The organism is Micromonospora sp. WMMA1998 (assembly GCF_027497375.1).
In the GTDB taxonomy this organism is placed as follows: domain Bacteria; phylum Actinomycetota; class Actinomycetes; order Mycobacteriales; family Micromonosporaceae; genus Micromonospora; species Micromonospora sediminicola.
On sequence record NZ_CP114911.1, the window covers coordinates 170,370 to 188,601 of the forward strand.

General features: G+C 71.3%; 15 protein-coding genes and 1 tRNA gene. 14 read left to right on the forward strand and 2 right to left on the reverse strand.

Going from position 1 to position 18,232, the window contains the following annotated elements; genetic code table 11:
* The first annotated feature begins 77 nt into the window (after positions 1-77).
* Both O7600_RS00805 and O7600_RS00810 read left to right on the forward strand, forming a co-directional pair.
* Positions 78-1,805, forward strand: a complete 1,728-nt coding sequence (locus O7600_RS00805; RefSeq protein WP_281591797.1) for a CTP synthase — start codon at positions 78-80, stop codon at positions 1,803-1,805.
* Entirely contained in the window at positions 1,802-2,407 is a 606-nt protein-coding gene (locus O7600_RS00810; protein ID WP_281591798.1) for an NUDIX hydrolase, read from the forward strand. The genes O7600_RS00805 and O7600_RS00810 overlap by 4 nt, the downstream gene beginning before the upstream one ends.
* 68 nt (positions 2,408-2,475) lie before the next feature.
* On the opposite strand, the gene O7600_RS00815 is transcribed toward O7600_RS00810, so the two are convergent.
* Positions 2,476-2,727: a TM2 domain-containing protein gene (locus tag O7600_RS00815; protein WP_281591799.1), complete on the reverse strand. Its 252-nt coding sequence runs from the start codon at positions 2,725-2,727 to the stop codon at positions 2,476-2,478.
* A gap of 290 nt (positions 2,728-3,017) precedes the next feature.
* Between O7600_RS00815 and ald the strand changes: the two genes are divergently transcribed.
* The 11 genes from ald to O7600_RS00870 all read left to right on the forward strand — a co-directional run bounded on the left by ald (position 3,018) and on the right by O7600_RS00870 (position 16,479).
* On the forward strand, positions 3,018-4,133 hold the full coding sequence (ald, locus tag O7600_RS00820) for an alanine dehydrogenase (protein WP_091577845.1): 1,116 nt from the start codon (positions 3,018-3,020) through the stop codon (positions 4,131-4,133).
* 11 nt (positions 4,134-4,144) lie between these two features.
* Positions 4,145-5,119 carry a site-specific tyrosine recombinase XerD gene (locus O7600_RS00825; RefSeq protein ID WP_281591800.1) on the forward strand — a complete coding sequence of 325 codons (975 nt, stop codon included), beginning with the start codon at positions 4,145-4,147 and terminating at the stop codon, positions 5,117-5,119.
* Positions 5,120-5,284: 165 nt separating this feature from the next.
* Complete coding sequence (locus O7600_RS00830) at positions 5,285-6,208, forward strand: AAA family ATPase (RefSeq protein WP_013285595.1); 924 nt, start codon at positions 5,285-5,287, stop codon at positions 6,206-6,208.
* A 41-nt stretch (positions 6,209-6,249) separates the two neighbouring features.
* Positions 6,250-7,233 carry a ScpA family protein gene (locus O7600_RS00835; RefSeq protein WP_281591801.1) on the forward strand — a complete coding sequence of 328 codons (984 nt, stop codon included), beginning with the start codon at positions 6,250-6,252 and terminating at the stop codon, positions 7,231-7,233.
* Positions 7,234-7,588: 355 nt separating this feature from the next.
* Positions 7,589-8,380: an SMC-Scp complex subunit ScpB gene (gene scpB, locus O7600_RS00840; RefSeq protein ID WP_348651375.1), complete on the forward strand. Its 792-nt coding sequence runs from the start codon at positions 7,589-7,591 to the stop codon at positions 8,378-8,380.
* Entirely contained in the window at positions 8,367-9,137 is a 771-nt protein-coding gene (locus O7600_RS00845) for a pseudouridine synthase (RefSeq protein ID WP_281591803.1), read from the forward strand. Before scpB ends, O7600_RS00845 begins: the two co-directional genes overlap by 14 nt.
* A gap of 174 nt (positions 9,138-9,311) precedes the next feature.
* The gene (gene cmk, locus O7600_RS00850) at positions 9,312-9,992 is read left to right on the forward strand and encodes a (d)CMP kinase (protein WP_099161476.1); all 681 of its coding nucleotides are present in this window, start codon (positions 9,312-9,314) and stop codon (positions 9,990-9,992) included.
* A complete protein-coding gene (gene der, locus O7600_RS00855) occupies positions 9,989-11,395 on the forward strand; it encodes a ribosome biogenesis GTPase Der (protein ID WP_281591804.1) in 1,407 nt (468 codons plus the stop codon). Before cmk ends, der begins: the two co-directional genes overlap by 4 nt.
* Positions 11,396-11,549: 154 nt before the next feature.
* A tRNA-Pro gene (locus O7600_RS00860) sits at positions 11,550-11,623 on the forward strand.
* Between the two features lie 834 nt (positions 11,624-12,457).
* Entirely contained in the window at positions 12,458-13,651 is a 1,194-nt protein-coding gene (locus tag O7600_RS00865; RefSeq protein WP_281591805.1) for a hypothetical protein, read from the forward strand.
* Entirely contained in the window at positions 13,648-16,479 is a 2,832-nt protein-coding gene (locus tag O7600_RS00870) for a right-handed parallel beta-helix repeat-containing protein (protein WP_281591806.1), read from the forward strand. The genes O7600_RS00865 and O7600_RS00870 overlap by 4 nt, the downstream gene beginning before the upstream one ends.
* 433 nt (positions 16,480-16,912) lie before the next feature.
* Here the strand turns inward: O7600_RS00870 and O7600_RS00875 are convergent, their stop codons facing one another.
* Entirely contained in the window at positions 16,913-17,407 is a 495-nt protein-coding gene (locus O7600_RS00875) for a hypothetical protein (protein ID WP_281591807.1), read from the reverse strand.
* Between the two features lie 375 nt (positions 17,408-17,782).
* Here O7600_RS00875 and O7600_RS00880 point away from each other — a divergent pair, with 375 nt between their 5' ends.
* The gene (locus O7600_RS00880) at positions 17,783-18,217 is read left to right on the forward strand and encodes an NUDIX domain-containing protein (RefSeq protein WP_281591808.1); all 435 of its coding nucleotides are present in this window, start codon (positions 17,783-17,785) and stop codon (positions 18,215-18,217) included.
* Positions 18,218-18,232 lie beyond the last annotated feature (15 nt).

An 18,232-nucleotide genomic window follows, 5' to 3' on the forward strand; every position in this document is an offset into this window, starting at 1 on the left:
TCCCGTGGATCGCGTGATCACTTGGCTGATCGGCACGGCGGTTCGCACGACCGCTACGGACGACACGGGAGCAGGCCTTGGCCCCTTCAGCACGGACGACCAGGCACATTTTCGTCACCGGGGGCGTCGCCTCCTCGCTGGGTAAGGGCCTCACCGCCTCCAGCCTCGGCAACCTGCTGACCGCGCGCGGGTTGCGCGTGGTGATGCAGAAGCTCGACCCGTACCTGAACGTCGATCCCGGCACGATGAACCCGTTCCAGCACGGCGAGGTCTTCGTCACCGAGGACGGCGCCGAGACCGACCTCGACGTCGGGCACTACGAGCGGTTCCTCGACCGGGACCTCTCCGGCAAGGCGAACGTCACCACCGGGCAGATCTACTCGGCGGTGATCGCCAAGGAGCGACGCGGCGAATACCTGGGCGACACCGTCCAGGTCATCCCGCACATCACCAACGAGATCAAGGCCCGGATCCTCGGCATGGCCGACCCGGACGCCGACGGCCAGGTCCCCGACGTGGTGATCACCGAGGTCGGCGGCACGGTCGGCGACATCGAGTCGCTGCCGTTCCTGGAGTCGATCCGGCAGATCCGCCACGACCTGGGCCGGGACAACTGCTTCTACCTGCACGTGTCGCTGGTGCCCTACCTGGCGCCCTCGGGTGAGCTGAAGACCAAGCCGACCCAGCACTCGGTGGCGCAGCTGCGCAGCATCGGCATCCAGCCCGACGCGCTGGTGCTGCGCTGCGACCGGGAGATCCCGGACAAGGTCAAGGAGAAGCTGTCGCTGTACTGCGACGTCGACCGGGAGGCGGTCACCGCCGCCCCGGACGCGCCGAGCATCTACGACATCCCGAAGGTGCTGCACCGCGAGGGCCTCGACGCGTACGTGGTGCGCCGGCTCGGCCTGTCGTTCCGCGACGTGGACTGGACCAGCTGGGACGACCTGCTGGAGCGGGTGCACCAGCCCCGCCACACGATCACCGTCGCGCTGGTCGGCAAGTACGTCGACCTGCCCGACGCGTACCTGTCGGTCAGCGAGGCGATCCGGGCCGCCGGCTTCGGCCACCGCGCCCGGGTGCAGCTCAAGTGGGTGCCCAGCGACGACTGCGTCACCCCGGCCGGGGCGGCCGCCGCGCTGGCCGGCGTCGACGGCATCGTCATCCCCGGCGGGTTCGGCGTGCGCGGCATCGAGGGCAAGGTCGGCACCGCCCGGTACGCCCGGGAGAACGGAGTCCCGCTGCTCGGCCTCTGCCTCGGCCTGCAGTGCATGACCATCGAGGTGGCCCGCCACCTGGCCGGCCTGGACGGCGCGAACTCCCTGGAGTTCGACGAGGAGGCCGTGCACCCGGTCATCGCCACCATGGCCGACCAGCAGGACATCGTCGCGGGCCGGGGCGACCTGGGCGGCACCATGCGGCTCGGGGCGTATCCGGCGAAGCTGGCCGAGGGTTCGATCGTCGCCGAGGCGTACGGCAGCACCGAGGTCAGCGAGCGGCACCGGCACCGCTACGAGGTGAACAACGCCTACCGCGACCAGCTCACCAAGGCCGGCCTGACCATCTCCGGCACCTCGCCCGACGGGCGGCTGGTCGAGTTCGTCGAGCTGGACCGCGAGCTGCACCCGTTCTTCGTGGCCACCCAGGCGCACCCGGAGCTGAAGAGCCGCCCGACCCGGCCGCACCCGCTGTTCGCCGCGTTCGTCGGCGCCGCGGTCGCCTACTCCGAGGCCGATCAGCTCCCGGTGGACCTGGACGGCACGGCGAAGAAGACCGGCCGCGGCGGCGCGGCGAAGGCGTCGGCGTGAGCGGGGTCGAGCACCGGTACGAGGTGACCGCGCGCCGGGACGTCTGGTCCGGCCGGATCTTCTCGGTGGTCAGCGACGACGTGACCATGCCCGGCGGCGGCACCGCCGCGCGCGACTACGTCCGGCACGTGGGCGCGGTGGCCGTGGTGGCGCTCGACGACGCCGGCCAGGTGGTGCTGATCCGCCAGTACCGGCACCCGGTCGGCCGGCACCTGTGGGAGCTGCCGGCGGGTCTGATGGACGTCAGCGGGGAGGATCTGGCCGCCGCGGCGGCGCGGGAGCTGGCCGAGGAGGCCGACCTCACCGCGGGACGCGTCGACGTGCTGGTCGACCTGCACAGCTCACCCGGTTTCTCCGACGAGGTGGTCCGGGTCTTCCTGGCCCGCGACCTCGGCGACGTGCCGGCCGAGCAGCGCCACGACCGGCACGACGAGGAGGCCGACCTGCAGGTGGTTCGCGTCGACCTCGACGAGGCGGTCCGGATGGTGCTCGTCGGCGAGATCACCAACGCGTCCTGCGTGGCCGGGCTGCTCGCCGCCGCCCGGGCGCGGGAGACCGGCTTCACCGAGCTGCGCCGCCCCGAGGCGCCGCTGCCGCGCTGATCCGGGACGGACGACGAAGGGGCCGCGCGGTGTGACGCACCGCGCGGCCCCTTGGCGTGTGTCGGCGTTCAGTCGCGCAGCGGGCGGCCCTGCCCGTCGACGCCACCGTTGACCAGGATCAGGATCCCGTCGACCAGACCCCAGATGCTGCCCAGGCCGCAGGTCACGAACGAGACGACGAGCTGGATCACGGCGGTCTTGGTGTCGCCCATGTAGAACCGGCCGGCGCCGAGGCCGCCGAGGAGGATCTGGAGAACGCCCGCGACGACCTTGCTCTTGTCCGAGACGCCCTGCGGGTACTGCTGGTAAGGAGTGGTCATGAGCGGACACCATAGTGATCCACTCACGTCCTGTCCGCATCGGCGCCCGCCGGTGGGAAGATATTTACCGAAGTCTGTCCTGTCGGCTGAGGTCGTCTCCACCGGGCAGCCCGGTCCACGCCTGACAGATCGTCAGCACCACCGGGCACCGGATGTCACTGTGTTGGCGTCCCCGGGCCTCCCACGCGCCTAGACTGCCGCCGGCGGGACCGGTGGACCGCGTCGGCAACGGAGCCGTCGCGGCGCCGTTCAGTCGGGGGTGAGCCGCCCCGGAGGAAGGTGTCTGCATCGTGAAGGTCGGAATCCCCCGCGAGGTCAAGAACCACGAGTACCGGGTGGCGATCACGCCCGCCGGCGTCAACGAGTTCACCCGCCACGGCCACGAGGTCTTCGTCGAGGCCGGCGCCGGGGTCGGCTCCAGCATCACCGACGACGAGTTCGCCGCCGCCGGCGCGAAGATCCTGGCCACCGCCGACGAGGTCTGGGAGACCGCCGAGCTGGTGCTCAAGGTCAAGGAGCCGATCGCCGAGGAGTACCACCGGATGCGCGAGGGGCAGGTGCTCTTCACCTACCTGCACCTGGCCGCCTCCCGCGAGTGCACCGACGCGCTCGTCGACCGCAAGGTCACCGGCATCGCGTACGAGACGGTGGAGCTGCCCGACCGGTCGCTGCCGCTGCTCGCCCCGATGTCCGAGGTGGCCGGCCGGCTCGCCCCGCAGGTGGGCGCCTTCTACATGATGCGTACCGGCGGCGGGCGGGGCGTGCTGCCCGGCGGCGTCTCCGGCGTGTACGCGGCCAAGACCGTGGTCATCGGCGCCGGCGTGTCCGGCCTGAACGCCGCCGCCATCGCGCTCGGCCTGCAGTCCGAGGTGCTGCTGCTGGACAAGAACGTGGCCCGGCTCCGCTCGGCCGACGCCATCTACCGCGGCCACCTGCAGACCGTCGCCTCCAACGCGTACGAGATCGAGCGGGCCGTGCTCGACGCGGACCTGGTCATCGGCGCGGTGCTGGTGCCCGGCGCGAAGGCCCCGAAGCTGATCTCCAACGAGCTGGTCTCCCGGATGAAGCCGGGCAGCGTGCTCGTCGACATCGCGATCGACCAGGGTGGCTGCTTCGAGGACTCGCGGCCGACCACGCACGCCGACCCGGTCTACAAGGTGCACGACTCGATCTTCTACTGCGTGGCGAACATGCCCGGCGCGGTGCCGAACACCAGCACCTACGCGCTGACCAACGTCACCCTGCCGTACGCCCTTGAACTGGCCAACCAGGGCTGGCAGCAGGCGCTGCGCAGCGACCCGGCGCTGGCACTGGGCCTGAACACCCACGCCGGCAAGGTCGTCTACGGCCCGGTGGCGGAGGCGCACGGCATGGACGTGCTGCCGCTGGCCGAGGTGCTCAGCTGACCGACCCCACGGTGGACCGGGCCGGCGCGGAACCCGCGCCGGCCCTGCGCCGCGCGGTCCGGGGCTACCTGGACCACCTCACCGTCGAGCGTGGACTGTCCGCGAACACGCTCGCCTCGTACCGTCGGGACCTGGACCGCTACCTCGCCACCCTGGCCGACGTCGGGGTGACCGACCTGGCCGCCGCCGGCGCCACCCAGGTCGAGGCGCACCTGGCCCGGCTGCGCGCCGGCGACGACACGCACCCTCCGCTGGCCGTTTCGTCCACCGCCCGCGCCGCCAGCGCGGTGCGCGGCCTGCACCGCTTCGCGCTGCGCGAGGGCCTGGCCGGCGCCGACCCCGGCCGCGACGTCCGCCCGCCGACGCCGCCGCGGCGGCTGCCCCGGGCGCTGCCCGTCGACGCCGTCCTGCGGCTGCTGGAGGCCGCCGGCCCGGCCGGGGCCACCGGCGACGCCGCGCCCCGCGCGCTGCGCGACCGGGCGCTGCTGGAATTTCTGTACGGCACCGGCGCGCGCATCTCCGAGACGGTCGGCGCCGCCGTCGACGACCTCGACCCCGACGCTGGCACGGTGCTGCTGCGCGGCAAGGGCGGCAAGGCCCGGCTGGTGCCGATCGGCGGGTACGCCGCCGACGCGACCCGCGCCTGGCTGGTCCGCGGCCGCCCGGCGCTGCTCGCCGCCGGCCGGGGCACCCCGGCGCTGTTCGTCAACGCCCGTGGCGGCCGGCTCACCCGGCAGGGCGCCTGGGGCGTGCTGCGCGCCGCCGCCGCCCGGGCCGGCCTGCCGGTCGACGGCCCGGACGCGGTCTCCCCGCACACCCTGCGCCACTCCTACGCCACCCACCTGCTCGACGGCGGCGCGGACGTGCGGGTGGTGCAGGAACTGCTCGGCCACGCCTCGGTGACCACCACCCAGGTGTACACGTTGGTCACCGTGGAACGCCTGCGCGAGGTGTACGCCACCGCGCACCCCCGCGCCCTCGCATGAGCGGCCGACACGCCGACCCGCTACCGAACGCGCTGCTGGCCGGTGGCGTACAGTCGGCATCGGCGCGGGCCTCCAGGTACGACGGACCGGGGGTGCGCAGCGGCGCCGCGAGGGACGTCGGACGGCTCCGACGCCGGGTGGTCGTCGGGAGGGGGCAACGAGGACATGGCAGGAAACGGTGACCGTGCCGAGACCTGGACGTCGGAGCTCCGTGAGCAGCAGGCGACGCTCGGCGCCGACCTCGGCCCCGCCGACCCGGCCGCCTACACCATGCGCAAGCCGATCCCCGAGCCGATGCCGACCGACCGGCACGGCCCGGCGCGGATCATCGCGATGGCCAACCAGAAGGGTGGCGTCGGCAAGACCACGACCACCATCAACCTGGGCGCGGCGCTCGCGGAATACGGCCGCAAGGTGCTGCTCGTCGACTTCGATCCGCAGGGCGCCCTCTCCGTCGGCCTGGGCGTCAACCCGCACAACCTCGACCTGTCGGTCTACAACCTGCTCATGCAGGACGACGTCACCGCCGAGGACGTCCTGATCAAGACCGACGTGGCCGGGCTGCACCTGCTGCCGGCCAACATCGACCTCTCCGCCGCCGAGATCCAGCTGGTCAACGAGGTCGCCCGGGAGATGGCCCTGGCCCGGGTGCTGCGCACCATCCGCAAGGAGTACGACTTCATCCTGATCGACTGCCAGCCCTCGCTGGGCCTGCTGGCGATCAACGCGCTGACCGTCGCGCACGGCGTGCTCATTCCGCTGGAGTGCGAGTTCTTCAGCCTGCGCGGTGTCGCGCTGCTGCTGGACACCATCGACAAGGTGCGCGAGCGGCTCAACTTCGACCTGGAGCTCGAGGGCATCCTCGCCACCATGTACGACAGTCGCACCACCCACTGCCGGCAGGTGCTCCAGCGTGTGGTGGAGGCGTTCGGCGACAAGGTCTACCAGACCGTGATCACCAAGACGGTGAAGTTCCCCGAGTCGACGGTGGCCGGCGCGCCCATCACCACCCTCGACCCGGCCTCCTCCGGCGCGCGCAACTACCGCCAGCTCGCCCGAGAGGTGATCGCCGCCCAGGCGGACCGGTAGGCCGCAGGCCGCCCGCCCACCGCGTCGACTACGGTTTCCCGGTGACCGCACCGCCCCTCGACCCGCCGCACGGCACCGGCGACCCCGCCGCCGCCGCGGAGCTGGCCGGCGAGGTCGACGGTGTGGTGCCGCCCGACCCGGCCACCGTCGCGGAGACAAGCGGTTTCACCGTCCGGCTGGACAACTTCACCGGCCCGTTCGACCTGCTGCTCCAGCTGATCAGCAAGCACAAGCTGGACGTCACCGAGGTCGCCCTGCACAAGGTCACCGACGAGTTCATCGCCTACCTGCGGGCCATGGGCGACCAGTGGGACCTGGACGAGACCAGCGAGTTCCTGCTGGTCGCCGCCACCCTGCTCGACCTCAAGGCGGCCCGGCTGCTGCCGTCGGCCGAGGTGGAGGACGAGGAGGACCTGGCGCTGCTGGAGGCGCGGGACCTGCTCTTCGCCCGGCTGCTGCAGTACAAGGCGTACAAGGAGGCCGCCGCGCACATCGCCGAACTGGAGGCGGTCGGCGGCCGGCGCTACCCGCGGGCGGTCACCTTGGAGCCCCGGTACGCCGAGGCGCTGCCCGACCTGGTGCTCCCCATCGGCCCGGAGCGCCTGCTCAAGCTCGCGCTGAGGGCGATGAGCCCGAAGCCGGTGCCCGAGGTGTCCATCGCGCACGTGCACATGGTCCGGGTCAGCGTCCGGGAGCACGCCGGCATCATCGCCGACCGGTTGCGCCGGGCCGGCGTCGCCACCTTCTCGCTGCTCTGCGCCGACTGCGAGATGACGCTGGAGGTGGTGGCGCGGTTCCTGGCGCTGCTGGAGCTGTACCGGCAGGGGCTGGTCGCGTTTGTGCAGGAGCAGGCGCTGGAGGAGTTGACGGTGCGCTGGACCGGCCCGGCCGAGGGGGAGTCCGAGCTGACCGTCGACGAGTACGCCGGCACTCCCGAGTCCACGCCCACATCCACCCCCGCCGCGCCGGCCGATGCCCTCGTGCCCACCGAGGCCGCCGACGACCCCGCACCGACGCAGGAGTGAACGGATGAGCGACGAGGAACGCCACGACTCGCTGGCCGATCAGGCTGCTGCCTGGATCCCCCCGTGGCAGCGTCCGTCCCCGCCCAATCCCGACCCGGACGACTCCCGCTCCGCCGTCGAGCAGGCGGTGCCCGAGATCTCGGACACCTCTGATTCGTCGCGAACAGAAACCGCTCAAGATCTCGACTCCGCTTCCGAGCCGCCCAGAGATCTTGGAAGCGAACGGCCCGCAGAGGGGCCAATTCCTTCCAAGATCGCCGCAACCGGGCCGGATCTTGGTACGGGGGCGCCCCTTGAGGGGCGGGACCGTACCAAGATCGCGGGAGGAGGCGGGACGAGTGACGCTGACGGGTGGATCGGGTCGCCGGCCGACGCCGGCATCGGCCAGGCAACCGGCTCCGACGGGATGCCCGCGATCACTGCCGAGCCCGATCCCGGCGCCGACGTCGATCCCGAGCGGGGCGACGACGCCCGGCCGGACGTCGGCATGTCCGAGCGGGACGCGGCGGACCAGGGGAGCGGGGAAGCGGCAGCGGGCGGCGTACCCCCGAAGCGGGGGCGACGGCGGGCGGCGCCGGAACCGGCGCCCGCGCCGGTGCTCGACGACGCGGAGCTGCGCGGCGCCCTGGAGGCCATCCTGCTGGTGGTCGACCAGCCGGTCAGCGAGCTGACCCTGGCCGAGGTCCTCGAACAGGCCCCGGAGCGGGTCGGCGCGATGCTCGACGAGATCGCCGCCGGCTACACCGCCGCCGGGCACGGGTTCGAGCTGCGTCGGGCCGCGGGTGGCTGGCGTCTCTACACCCGGCCGGAATACGCCACCTACGTGGAACGGTTCGTACTGGACGGGCAGTCGGTCCGGCTGACCCAGGCCGCGCTGGAAACCCTCGCCGTGGTCGCCTACCGGCAGCCGGTGACCCGTTCCCGCATCTCCGCCATCCGGGGTGTGAACTGCGACGGGGTGCTCCGTACCCTGGTGGGTCGCGGCCTGGTCGAGGAGTGCGGCACCGAAGCGGACAGCGGTGCGTTCCTCTACCGGACCACCACCATGTTCCTGGAGAAGCTGGGGCTCAACTCGGTGGACGACCTGCCGCCCCTGGCCCCGTTCCTTCCCGACGACGTAGAAGAGCTTGCCGATGCGACGCGATGACCGTGCCCCGAAGCCCGACGCCCCCGTCTACGAGGGCGCCGAGCGCCTGCAGAAGGTGCTCGCCGCCGCGGGGGTGGGTTCCCGGCGCGCCTGTGAAGACCTGATCTTCCGGCGGCGGGTCACTGTCAACGGGCGGGTGGCGCAGCTCGGCGACAAGGCCGACCCGACCCGCGACGTGATCGTCGTCGACGGGGAGCGGCTCCAGGCCGACGTCCGCCTGGTCTACGTGGCGATGAACAAGCCGCGCGGCGTGGTCACCACCATGGCCGACGAGAAGGGCCGCACCGAGCTCGCCGACTTCATCGGCGCGCGGCTGGAGCAGCGGGTCTACCACGTCGGCCGACTGGACGCCGACAGCGAGGGCCTGCTCCTGCTCACCAACGACGGCACCCTCGCCCACAAGCTCATGCACCCGTCGTACGAGGTGCTCAAGACCTACCTCGCCGAGGTGGCCGGGCCGATCCCGCGCAACCTGGGCAAGCGGCTGACCGCCGGCATCGAGCTGGAGGACGGGCCGGTGAAGGTCCACGGGTTCAGGGTGGTCGACACGCTGGGCAAAACCGCCCAGGTGGAGCTGACCCTGCACGAGGGGCGCAAGCACATCGTCCGGCGCCTGATGGCCGAGGCGGGACACCCGGTGTCCCGGCTGATCCGTACCTCGATCGGTCCGATCAAGCTCGGCGACCTGCGCACCGGGCGGCTGCGGCGGCTGACCAACGCGGAGGTCGCCGCGCTGTTCAAGGCCGTGGGTGACTGACCGGAGACGACCGGGGTACGGCTCCCGGTAGGCTTCGACGCGGTCCGCGGGCCGGCGCACGCGCCGCCCGGCGGGGCGCCCGCGCGGCGCGGGCATGATTGACGACGAAAGACATCCGCTCAACGGCGCCGGAGACACCGGCGACCCGCGAGGTACGGGCTGAGGAGGACAACGGTGGAGGAAAACGTACCGGCCGGGCGATGTGTGGTCGCTGTGGACGGGCCGTCCGGTTCGGGGAAGTCCACCGTGTCGCGGCGACTGGCGGTGAGCCTGGGCGCCCGCTATCTCGACACCGGCGCCATGTACCGGGCGCTGACCTGGGCGGTCCTGCGCTCCGGGGTGGAGCTGACCGACGCCGAGTCGGTGGCCAAGGTCGCCGGCGAGGCCGACCTGCGCCTCGGCACCGACCCCCAGGGGTACGCGGTGACCGTCGACGGCACCGACGTGTCCACCGACATCCGCGGCCCCGAGGTGACCGGCGCGGTCTCCGCGGTGGCCGCCGTGGGCGCGGTCCGCGAGCTGCTCGTGGAGCGGCAGCGGCGCATGATCGCCGAGGCGGGCCGGATCGTGGTCGAGGGCCGCGACATCGGCTCGGTGGTGGCGCCCGACGCCGACCTGAAGGTCTACCTGACCGCCTCCGAGACGGCCCGCGCCCAGCGGCGCAGCGCCGAGGACGCCGCCGACGTCGCGGCGACCGCCGCCGACCTGGCCCGCCGGGACCGGCTGGACTCGACCCGCAAGGTCAACCCGCTCCAGCAGGCGCCCGACGCGGTGGTGCTGGACACCACCGAGCTGGGCATCGACGAGGTCGTCGCCCGCCTGCGCCAGATGCTCACCGAGCGGGGCGTGGCATGAGCGACGATTTCGGAGGCTGGGTGGAGTTGCGCGAGCCGGAGGTCGACTCCGGTGAGCCGACCGGCCCGCAGCCCGTGGTGGCCGTCGTCGGCCGCCCCAACGTGGGTAAGTCCACGCTGGTCAACCGCCTCATCGGCCGCCGGCAGGCGGTCGTGGAGGACGTCCCCGGCGTGACCCGGGACCGGGTGCCCTACGACGCGCAGTGGAACGGTCGGGTGTTCACCGTGGTGGACACCGGCGGCTGGGAGCCCGACGCCAAGGATCGGGCCGCCGCCATCGCGGCGCAGGCCGAGATCGCCGTGGCCACCGCCGACGTGGTGCTGTTCGTGGTGGACGCCATGGTCGGCTCGACCGACGTGGACGAGGCCGCGGTGAAGATGCTGCGCCGCAGCGCCAAGCCGGTGATCCTGGTGGCCAACAAGGCCGACAACACCACCATCGAGATGGAGGCCGTCTCGCTGTGGTCGCTCGGTCTCGGCGAGCCGTTCCCGGTCTCGGCGTTGCACGGCCGGGGCTCCGGCGATCTGCTCGACGCCATCATGGACGCGCTGCCCGAGGCGCCGAAGATCGTGGAGAACCGCCCACGTGGCCCGCGCCGGGTCGCCCTGGTCGGTCGCCCCAACGTCGGCAAGTCCAGCCTGCTCAACCGGTTCTCCGGCGAGGAGCGCGCGGTGGTCGACTCGGTCGCCGGCACCACCGTCGACCCGGTGGACAGCCTGGTCGAGATCGGTGGCGAGACCTGGCAGCTGGTCGACACGGCCGGCCTGCGCAAGCGGGTCGGCAAGGCCAGCGGCACGGAATACTACGCCAGCCTGCGGACCGCCTCGGCGATCGAGGCGGCCGAGGTGGCCGTGGTGCTGCTGGACTCCAGCGAGGTGATCAGCGAGCAGGACCAGCGGATCCTCAGCATGGTCGTGGAGTCCGGCCGGGCGCTGGTCATCGCGTTCAACAAGTGGGACCTGGTCGACGGCGACCGCCGCTACTACCTGGACAAGGAGATCGACCGGGAGCTGCGACGCATCCCCTGGGCGATCCGGCTGAACCTGTCCGCGCGCACCGGCCGCGCCGTCGACAAGCTCGCCCCCGCGCTGCGCAAGGCTCTCGCCAGCTGGGAGACCCGCATCCCGACCGCGCAGCTCAACCAGTGGCTCACCGCGCTGGTCCAGGCCACCCCGCACCCGGTACGCGGCGGGCGCGCGCCGCGCATCCTGTTCGCCACCCAGGCCGGGGTGGCGCCGCCGCGGTTCGTGCTGTTCACCACCGGCCCGCTGGACGCCGGCTACCAGCGGTTCGTGGAGCGCAAGCTGCGCGAGGAGTTCGGCTACGAGGGCAGCCCGATCGACATCTCCGTACGCCCCCGCAAGAAGCTCGGCCCGGGCGGCCGAGGCAAGGCGCACGGCTGATCCTCGCACCGCATGTGGCCTGCCGGCCCATCCCCGGCAGGCCACCCTCCTAGGACGCTCTAGGGGGTGTGGCGCGGGAGGGGCCTGTGCGCACGGTGCGAAGATCCTGCGCTAAGCTGTACCGGCTGCCGCGGGGGAGACCGCGCGGAGGCATCGGGACGTGGCGCAGCTTGGTAGCGCACTTGACTGGGGGTCAAGGGGTCGTCGGTTCGAATCCGGCCGTCCCGACAAAGAAGCCCTGACCAGCGAGAATGCTGGTCAGGGCTTTGATTTTCTTCTATGAAGTTCTGAACCGCCCCCCGAAAACCCCCCATTTACGGGGTACGGCAACCAAGTTCGTCATCGGTGTGCATCGTTGTGTGCTGCTGGTGACTGCGGCCCCTTCCGGCTGGTGCCGAGTCGCTCGAGGATGTCGGACACGTCCGGGGCTTGGACGGGCTTGGCGATGTAGTAGGTCGCGGGCCTTCATCTCGGCGATGGACCGTTCGATGTCGGCCAGGTGCTCGGCCCACTGCGGCTGATGGGCGCCGCAGTGCGGGCAGACGACGGCGGGTTTGATGTCCTGCCCGCACGAGGCGCACCTGAAGCTCTCCACGGCAGTCTTCCGTCCGCCCGTGCCCTCGCACTGTGGACCTCCCAGAGGCAGCATGCCTTGAGCGGGCCGGGATTTCGACAGTTGCAGGCGCGTTCCGGACAAACAAAAAGGACCGGCCCGGTCGGGGAGGGTGTTCCCGGCGGGCCGGTCCGGCCGGTCAGCGGGTCAGGGGCGGCCCATGCCGCGGTATTCCCTCCCGGCCTGCCGTGTCACTGGCGCGTTCGCCAACGACGCGAGCCAGAAGGGCGTCCGGTTCACCGCGAAGACCGGGCAGCACTTGCGACTGCGTGACGCATACGAACACCAAGTATCGGTCCGCTGAACAGGGATGACATGGTGCACTCCCGAAGAGTCGACGACTTCCGGAGTCAGTCTTCACCGAGCGGCGGCATAGGTCGGATCCCTGATCTGGCAGGGATCGGGTTCACGACTGCCTCGGGTGACCGAGGGCTCCTACGCTGAGATGTGTGGAAGATGTCGATGACGCCCGCGAGCTCGTTGAGCAGCGGATGCGCGCCACGGGGTTCGAGGAGGACATCCTCGACAAGGTCTTGGATCTGCTGGACCGCTTCGACACCGATCGGGAGAAGCTGTTCGAGGAGATGGTCTCCAAGCTGGAGCAACCGGGCTATGACGGCCTGACCGACCGGTGGGAGACCAACTGCGAGCAGGCCGAGGCGCTGATGGAGCGCCTCGAGTCGGACATCCGGTCGGTGCTGGAGGACAGCCAGGCCAACGCGATGTCCGTCGACGAACGGTGGACCGCGGTCGGCCCGCGTGACTTCCTCGCCGGGGAGCGCAAGATCTGGGCGCAGGTCGCCCGGCTCGACGTCCCCGAGGTCGCCACGCTGATGAGCAAGGTCTTGGAGGCCGACCTCGCGCTCATCAAGAAGTGTGAGGAGGACCTCAAGAACGCGCGCAGCAACGACGCGATCGTCGAGCAGTTGCTCCTCAAGAACTTCGGCTCCATCCAGGACACGGTCAAGAGCCTGCTCGTCAAGTACCTCCCGACCTCGGGCGCCCGCCTGATCGTCCTCTTCATGAAGGACCCGTCGTCCAAGGAAGCCGCCAACGAGGCGATCAAGAACTTCGAGAAGCTCACCGCGGAGAACCTCATGGCGGCCAAGCAGAAGCGTGCCGCGAAGCAGACGGTGGTCGACAACATCAAGCTGCTGACCGCGGCCCGCGAACAGCTCGACGAGGACTGGATCGACAAGCTCTTCGCCCGCGGCGCGGAGGCGGCGGGGAACTGGCGCGGCATCGGCGCGTCCGGCGACTACCGGGCCACCGACTGGGACTGGATGAAGGAGAACGTCCTCGACCGAGGGCTCGACACGCGGGCCGAGGCGGCCAAGGAGCAGTCGAGCAAGCTCTACGACGAGCTCTTCCCCACGCTCGTGGAGGAGAGCACCAACGCCTTCGCCCAGCTGACCGATGATCCGGGCACGCTGGCGAAGTTCAACGAGGAGCTGGAGAAGGCCTCGGAATCCCTGGAGTCGCTGCTGGCGACCGAGGAGGAATACGTCAAGGACCTGGCCGAGGGACCCTACAAGCAGACGGGCCTCGCCGCGTTCGCACAGGTCAGAGACGCCGTCAAGGTGGGTTTCAAGCTGCTCGCGGACAAGACGGAGGAAGCCGACGACGAGGTGAAGAAGTCATGACCGACCTCTTCGTCGCGGCGGGCGGTCCGGTCGGCGACGGCACCCGGGCCCGGCCGTTCCACGACCCGTGGCTCGCGCTGCGGCAGGCTGCGCCCGGCGACCGCATCCACATCGCGGCGGGCACCTATACCGGGCGTGGCGAGCGCTCCTCGTGGGTCGTCGACACCCCCGAGCTGACCCTGCTCGGCGGATACAGCCCCGACTTCGCCCGCCGTACCCCCTGGCAGACACCGACGGTCTTCGCGGCAAAGACCGGCCTGCGCGTCCCGAACGAGCAGAACATGCTCCAGGGCATCGGCGGCCACGACGGCCTCGTCCTGGACGGGCTGTTCTTCGACGGGGCCGGGCGTGACGACTACGACGAGCAGGGCGGCCTGCAGCGTGCCTCCTACGGGGACGGCCCGCTTGTGAGCCTGCGCGGCGAGCGCATCACCGTCCGCGACTGCTGCTTCGCCAACGGCAGCTCCGGCGCCGTCGAGCTCGGCGGCGACTCTGTGGTCTTCGAGAACAACATCGTCGTCAACTGCGTCGGCCTCAGCCTGCTCACCGTCCGCGACGGCGCCCCCGAGACCCCGGCCGCGGTCAGCCGCAACACCTTCGCCTTCGCCCACGACGACTCCGACCCGCCGCGCGGCTCCGGCGCCGACCGGGCCGTCGGCGTACGGGTCGACGGCGCTGCCGCGATCGCCGACAACGTGTTCGTCGGCTGCGGCAACGCGGCTGTCTCCTGCCTGCGCGACGTCGGGCAGATCGCCATCAACCGCAACCTGTTCTTCGCCACACCGCGCGACATCGTGCGCAGCCGGGTGTCGGGCGCGGAGGCCGAGCTCACCGAGGAGTACGCCGCGGAGCTCGAAGACGTCGGCCTGCGCTCGGCGGCCGGCAACACCGTCGGCGACCCACAGCTGACCGGGCTCCCGGCGGCGTGGCTCGACATGTACACGGTGGACGTCGCCGTCACGTACGAGTGCCCGCCGATCGCCGCCCTCAACGCGCTGCGGAAATCGGCCGGCCTTGGCGAGCTGTCGCCCACATCAGACCCTTACGTTCAGCGGCCCGTCATGCGCCGGCTCGCCCCGGCCGAGGTGCTCGCCCTCGCGGTCGGCGCGGCGCCGGGCGCGCACCCCGCCGACCTGGCGGCGCCGGAGCCGTTCACCGAGCTCCCGGCCGGTCCGGCGTACCAGGCCGTCGACTGGGCGCGGCTCTACGAGGCCGACCCGGCGCTCGCCGGAGCCCCGGTGCAGGTGCGGGCCGGGGTCGGCTTCGACCAGAACACGCAGATTCTCCCCGAGCTCGCGGAGACGCACATCGGCGTCGCCGTCTACGAGCCCGGCACCGACAACAGCCCGTGGTGGGCGCTCGCCCCGCGCTACGGCCTCGTCCATCACCAGACTGAGGAGGCCGTACGGTATTCGCGCGGCCTCGACGTCGAGTCCACGTACCTGCTCCGCGGCACGTATCGCCTCACGCCGCCCGGCGGGCGTCAGAGCGCCACCATCGTCGTCGACTCCCTCGCGCCCGTGCTCGACGTCACGGCCCCCGATCCGCCCCGGCCGGCCGGCCGCGACTGGTTCGTGCGGGCCGGATCCTCTGGCGGGGACGGCAGCCGCGAGGCGCCGTTCCGCGACCCGTTCCAGGCCCTCGAGAAGGCCGCCGAGGGCGACCGCATCCTCGTCGCCGCAGGTGAGTACACGGGCCGCCTGCGGTCGGGCACGTGGCGCATCCCCGTTCGCAACCTGACGCTGCTGGGCGGGTGGGACGCCGAGTTCGCCGCGCGCGACCCCTGGCGACAACCCGTGCGCTTCGTGCTCACTCCGGAGACCAAGGCGAAGGGCATCTTCGGCGATCCGGTGCTGACCGGCGAGGACTCGGGGGAGGGCCTCGTCCTTGACGGGTTCATGTTCGACGGGGCGACCTACAACGCGTACGCCGACAGCGGCGCCCTCGACGCGGGCCATTCCCAGTCGGCGGCGCTGCTCGACCTGCGCGGCGGCAGCGGTGGCATCACCGTGCGCAACTGCGTCTTCGCCAACGCGGCGTACTGCGCCGTGCAGCTCAGTGCGGCGTACGGGACGTTCGAGAACAACGTGGTCGTCAACACGAGCGGCACCGCCGTCCGTATCCAGGCACCCGGCGCGGGCCCCTGGACCATCCGCGGCAACACGGTCCTGTTCGCCGCCGACCCCACCGGCCGCGCCTCGACCGGGCAGTCCACGACCGGCTGCCTGCTGGACATCTCCGGCCGGGGTGTCATGCGGGTCGAAGCCAACGTGCTCGCCTTCGCCGACAGCATCGCCGTCCGCGCGACCGTGCCCGACCAGAACCTGCTGCTCGACGGGAACGTGCTCGCCGCCAACCTGTACGCCGACCTCCACGACGGCCGCCACGTGCTCGTCGACGCCGAGAACCGCGACCGGGTGTTCCGCGACGCCCCGTTCGGCGCTCAGACCGGAACCCGGTTCGAGCTGCCGGCGGTGCCGGTCGACGCCGCGTACGCCGACCAGGCCGTCGGCCGCCTCTCGGCGCTGGCCGCCGCGATGCCGAAGGACGGGCTCAACGCCGCTGCGGCGGCGCTCGGCGTCTCGATCACGGCGCCGGAGACGGAGGCACCCGTCGAGGCGGCGCCCTCGGAGCCGAAGAAGGAACCGTCAGTGGCCGACCTGCTCGCGGACCTCGGCCGGGCCCGCAAGGCGTTCGAGGCGAAGGACGCGGCCCCGCCGGCCGCGGACACTCCGCTGTACTGCCCGGTCTATCCGGTCGAGGCGGCGCTGAGGCTGGCCCTCGACGCCCCGCCAGGCGAGCCCGGCGCCCACGCCCCGCCTTCATGATTGAAGAGCTTGTTACATCCTGATTCCGCAACTCATCTGGCTTGCTCCACCCACTCGCTCGACCGCAGGACGGGTGAGCGGTGCCGCAGCCGCCGGCGCCGGCGGCACTTCGGGTTCCGAGCTGCCGCACCCGGCGGTCAGGGGCAGCGCGGCGCACAGCATCGTGACAGCAATGCCTGCTGCTCGCCGCGGCTTGCTGGGAATGTTCGTCATGACGTCGCGTCCGAGAGGCTGATCAAGTCGGTTTCTGCGGCGCAGAGCGTACGGCTTGCCTCCTGCACCCGGTTGCCGAGGCGGGCGGCCGGCGATCGGAACGCTGACCGTAGGGCTGCATGCGCGTTGGTGGTTGCCAGATGTAACGGCCCTTGACACGCTGCAGCCCCAATCTGTGCATCGGTTTTGACAGTGCACGCCGGCCGGCTCTCCGGGTGTGTCAGTCAGTCTCCATGCTGAGCGTTGGGTGCGCCTTGCGCAGGCGGAGGCTGGTGCCGTCGGAGGTGAGCTTCGCCGCGGCGATGGTGGCCCATCCACTGGTGCTGGCGAACACCACACCAGCGAGGAGTACGGCGAAGCTGAGTGTGACGACGACCGCGGTCAGGCTGCTCGAGGGTGGCATGGTCGCGGAGAAGCCGATGACGGCGATGAAACCCAGCACGGCCATTCCGATTCCGCCGAGCAGCCGTCGGATGCGCAGGTGTGTGCAGGCGCGGCAGAACGGCCAGTTCGGCACGGTGACGCGTTTTTGCATGATCGTGGCGACGATCACGAAGGGCAGCACGCCGAGCAGGATGAGGAGGAACGACCAGGTAGGCGGGGTCGAGCGGAACAGCACGGGCTTTCGTCGGGTGGCGGGGATGGCGTGTCTGACGCAGACGGGCGGCACGCCGCCGGGCTGGCGGAGAGCGGCGACGGGCAGGGTCGTCGGCAAGGCGGGGCTCCTGGGAGGCGTTCGGTGCGGCTTTCGGCGGGCAGTATGCACGACCTGCTGAGGGGGCGGTGATCGCCGGTCCACCGACGCTGCCGGTTGCTCACGGTAGGTGAGACGCCTGCCGGTCGCGAAGCTCATTGCCCGATTCGTCCTCACGGTCTGTGAGGGATCTTTACATTTGCTGATCCGGGTCTCTACAGTTCGGCGACTTCATCACGTGTGATCAACGGGGGACCTGTGGTGACCTCATCCGATACCAAGATCCTTTGAAGACACCGCCTAGCCCGAGCGGCCGAGGATGCCATCTTCGGCCTGCCCGATCCGCACCAGCCAACCCCGGGGCAGACGCACCAGGAATGAGTGGACGAAGGCGCCATGCCCGAGAAGGCGATCACCAATAAGGTTCTCTGCTACGTCGTGCGGGAAGGGCACCTGCTCGTCTTCCGGCACACCGACTACAGCTACGAGGAGGTGGGCATCCAGGTGCCGGGCGGCAGCGTCCGCCCGGGTGAGGACCCAGCGGACGCGGCGCTGCGCGAGGCCCGCGAAGAGACCGGACTCCTGGGGTTCGCCGTCGTGCGCAAGCTCGGGGAGATCGAATACGACATCAGCCCGCTGCGCTTCGAGATCCAACGTCGCCACGTCTTCGAGCTGGCGCTGCACGGGGCGACGCCCGAGCGGTGGGCGAGCCAGGAAGACCACGACGGCGAGCAGGAACCCACCCGGTTCGAGTGCTTCTGGATACCGTTAGGGGCCGCTCACGTCCTGCAGGCCGGACAAGGCGCCCTCGTGGGCCGGATGTTCGACTGAACAGGAATCCCAACA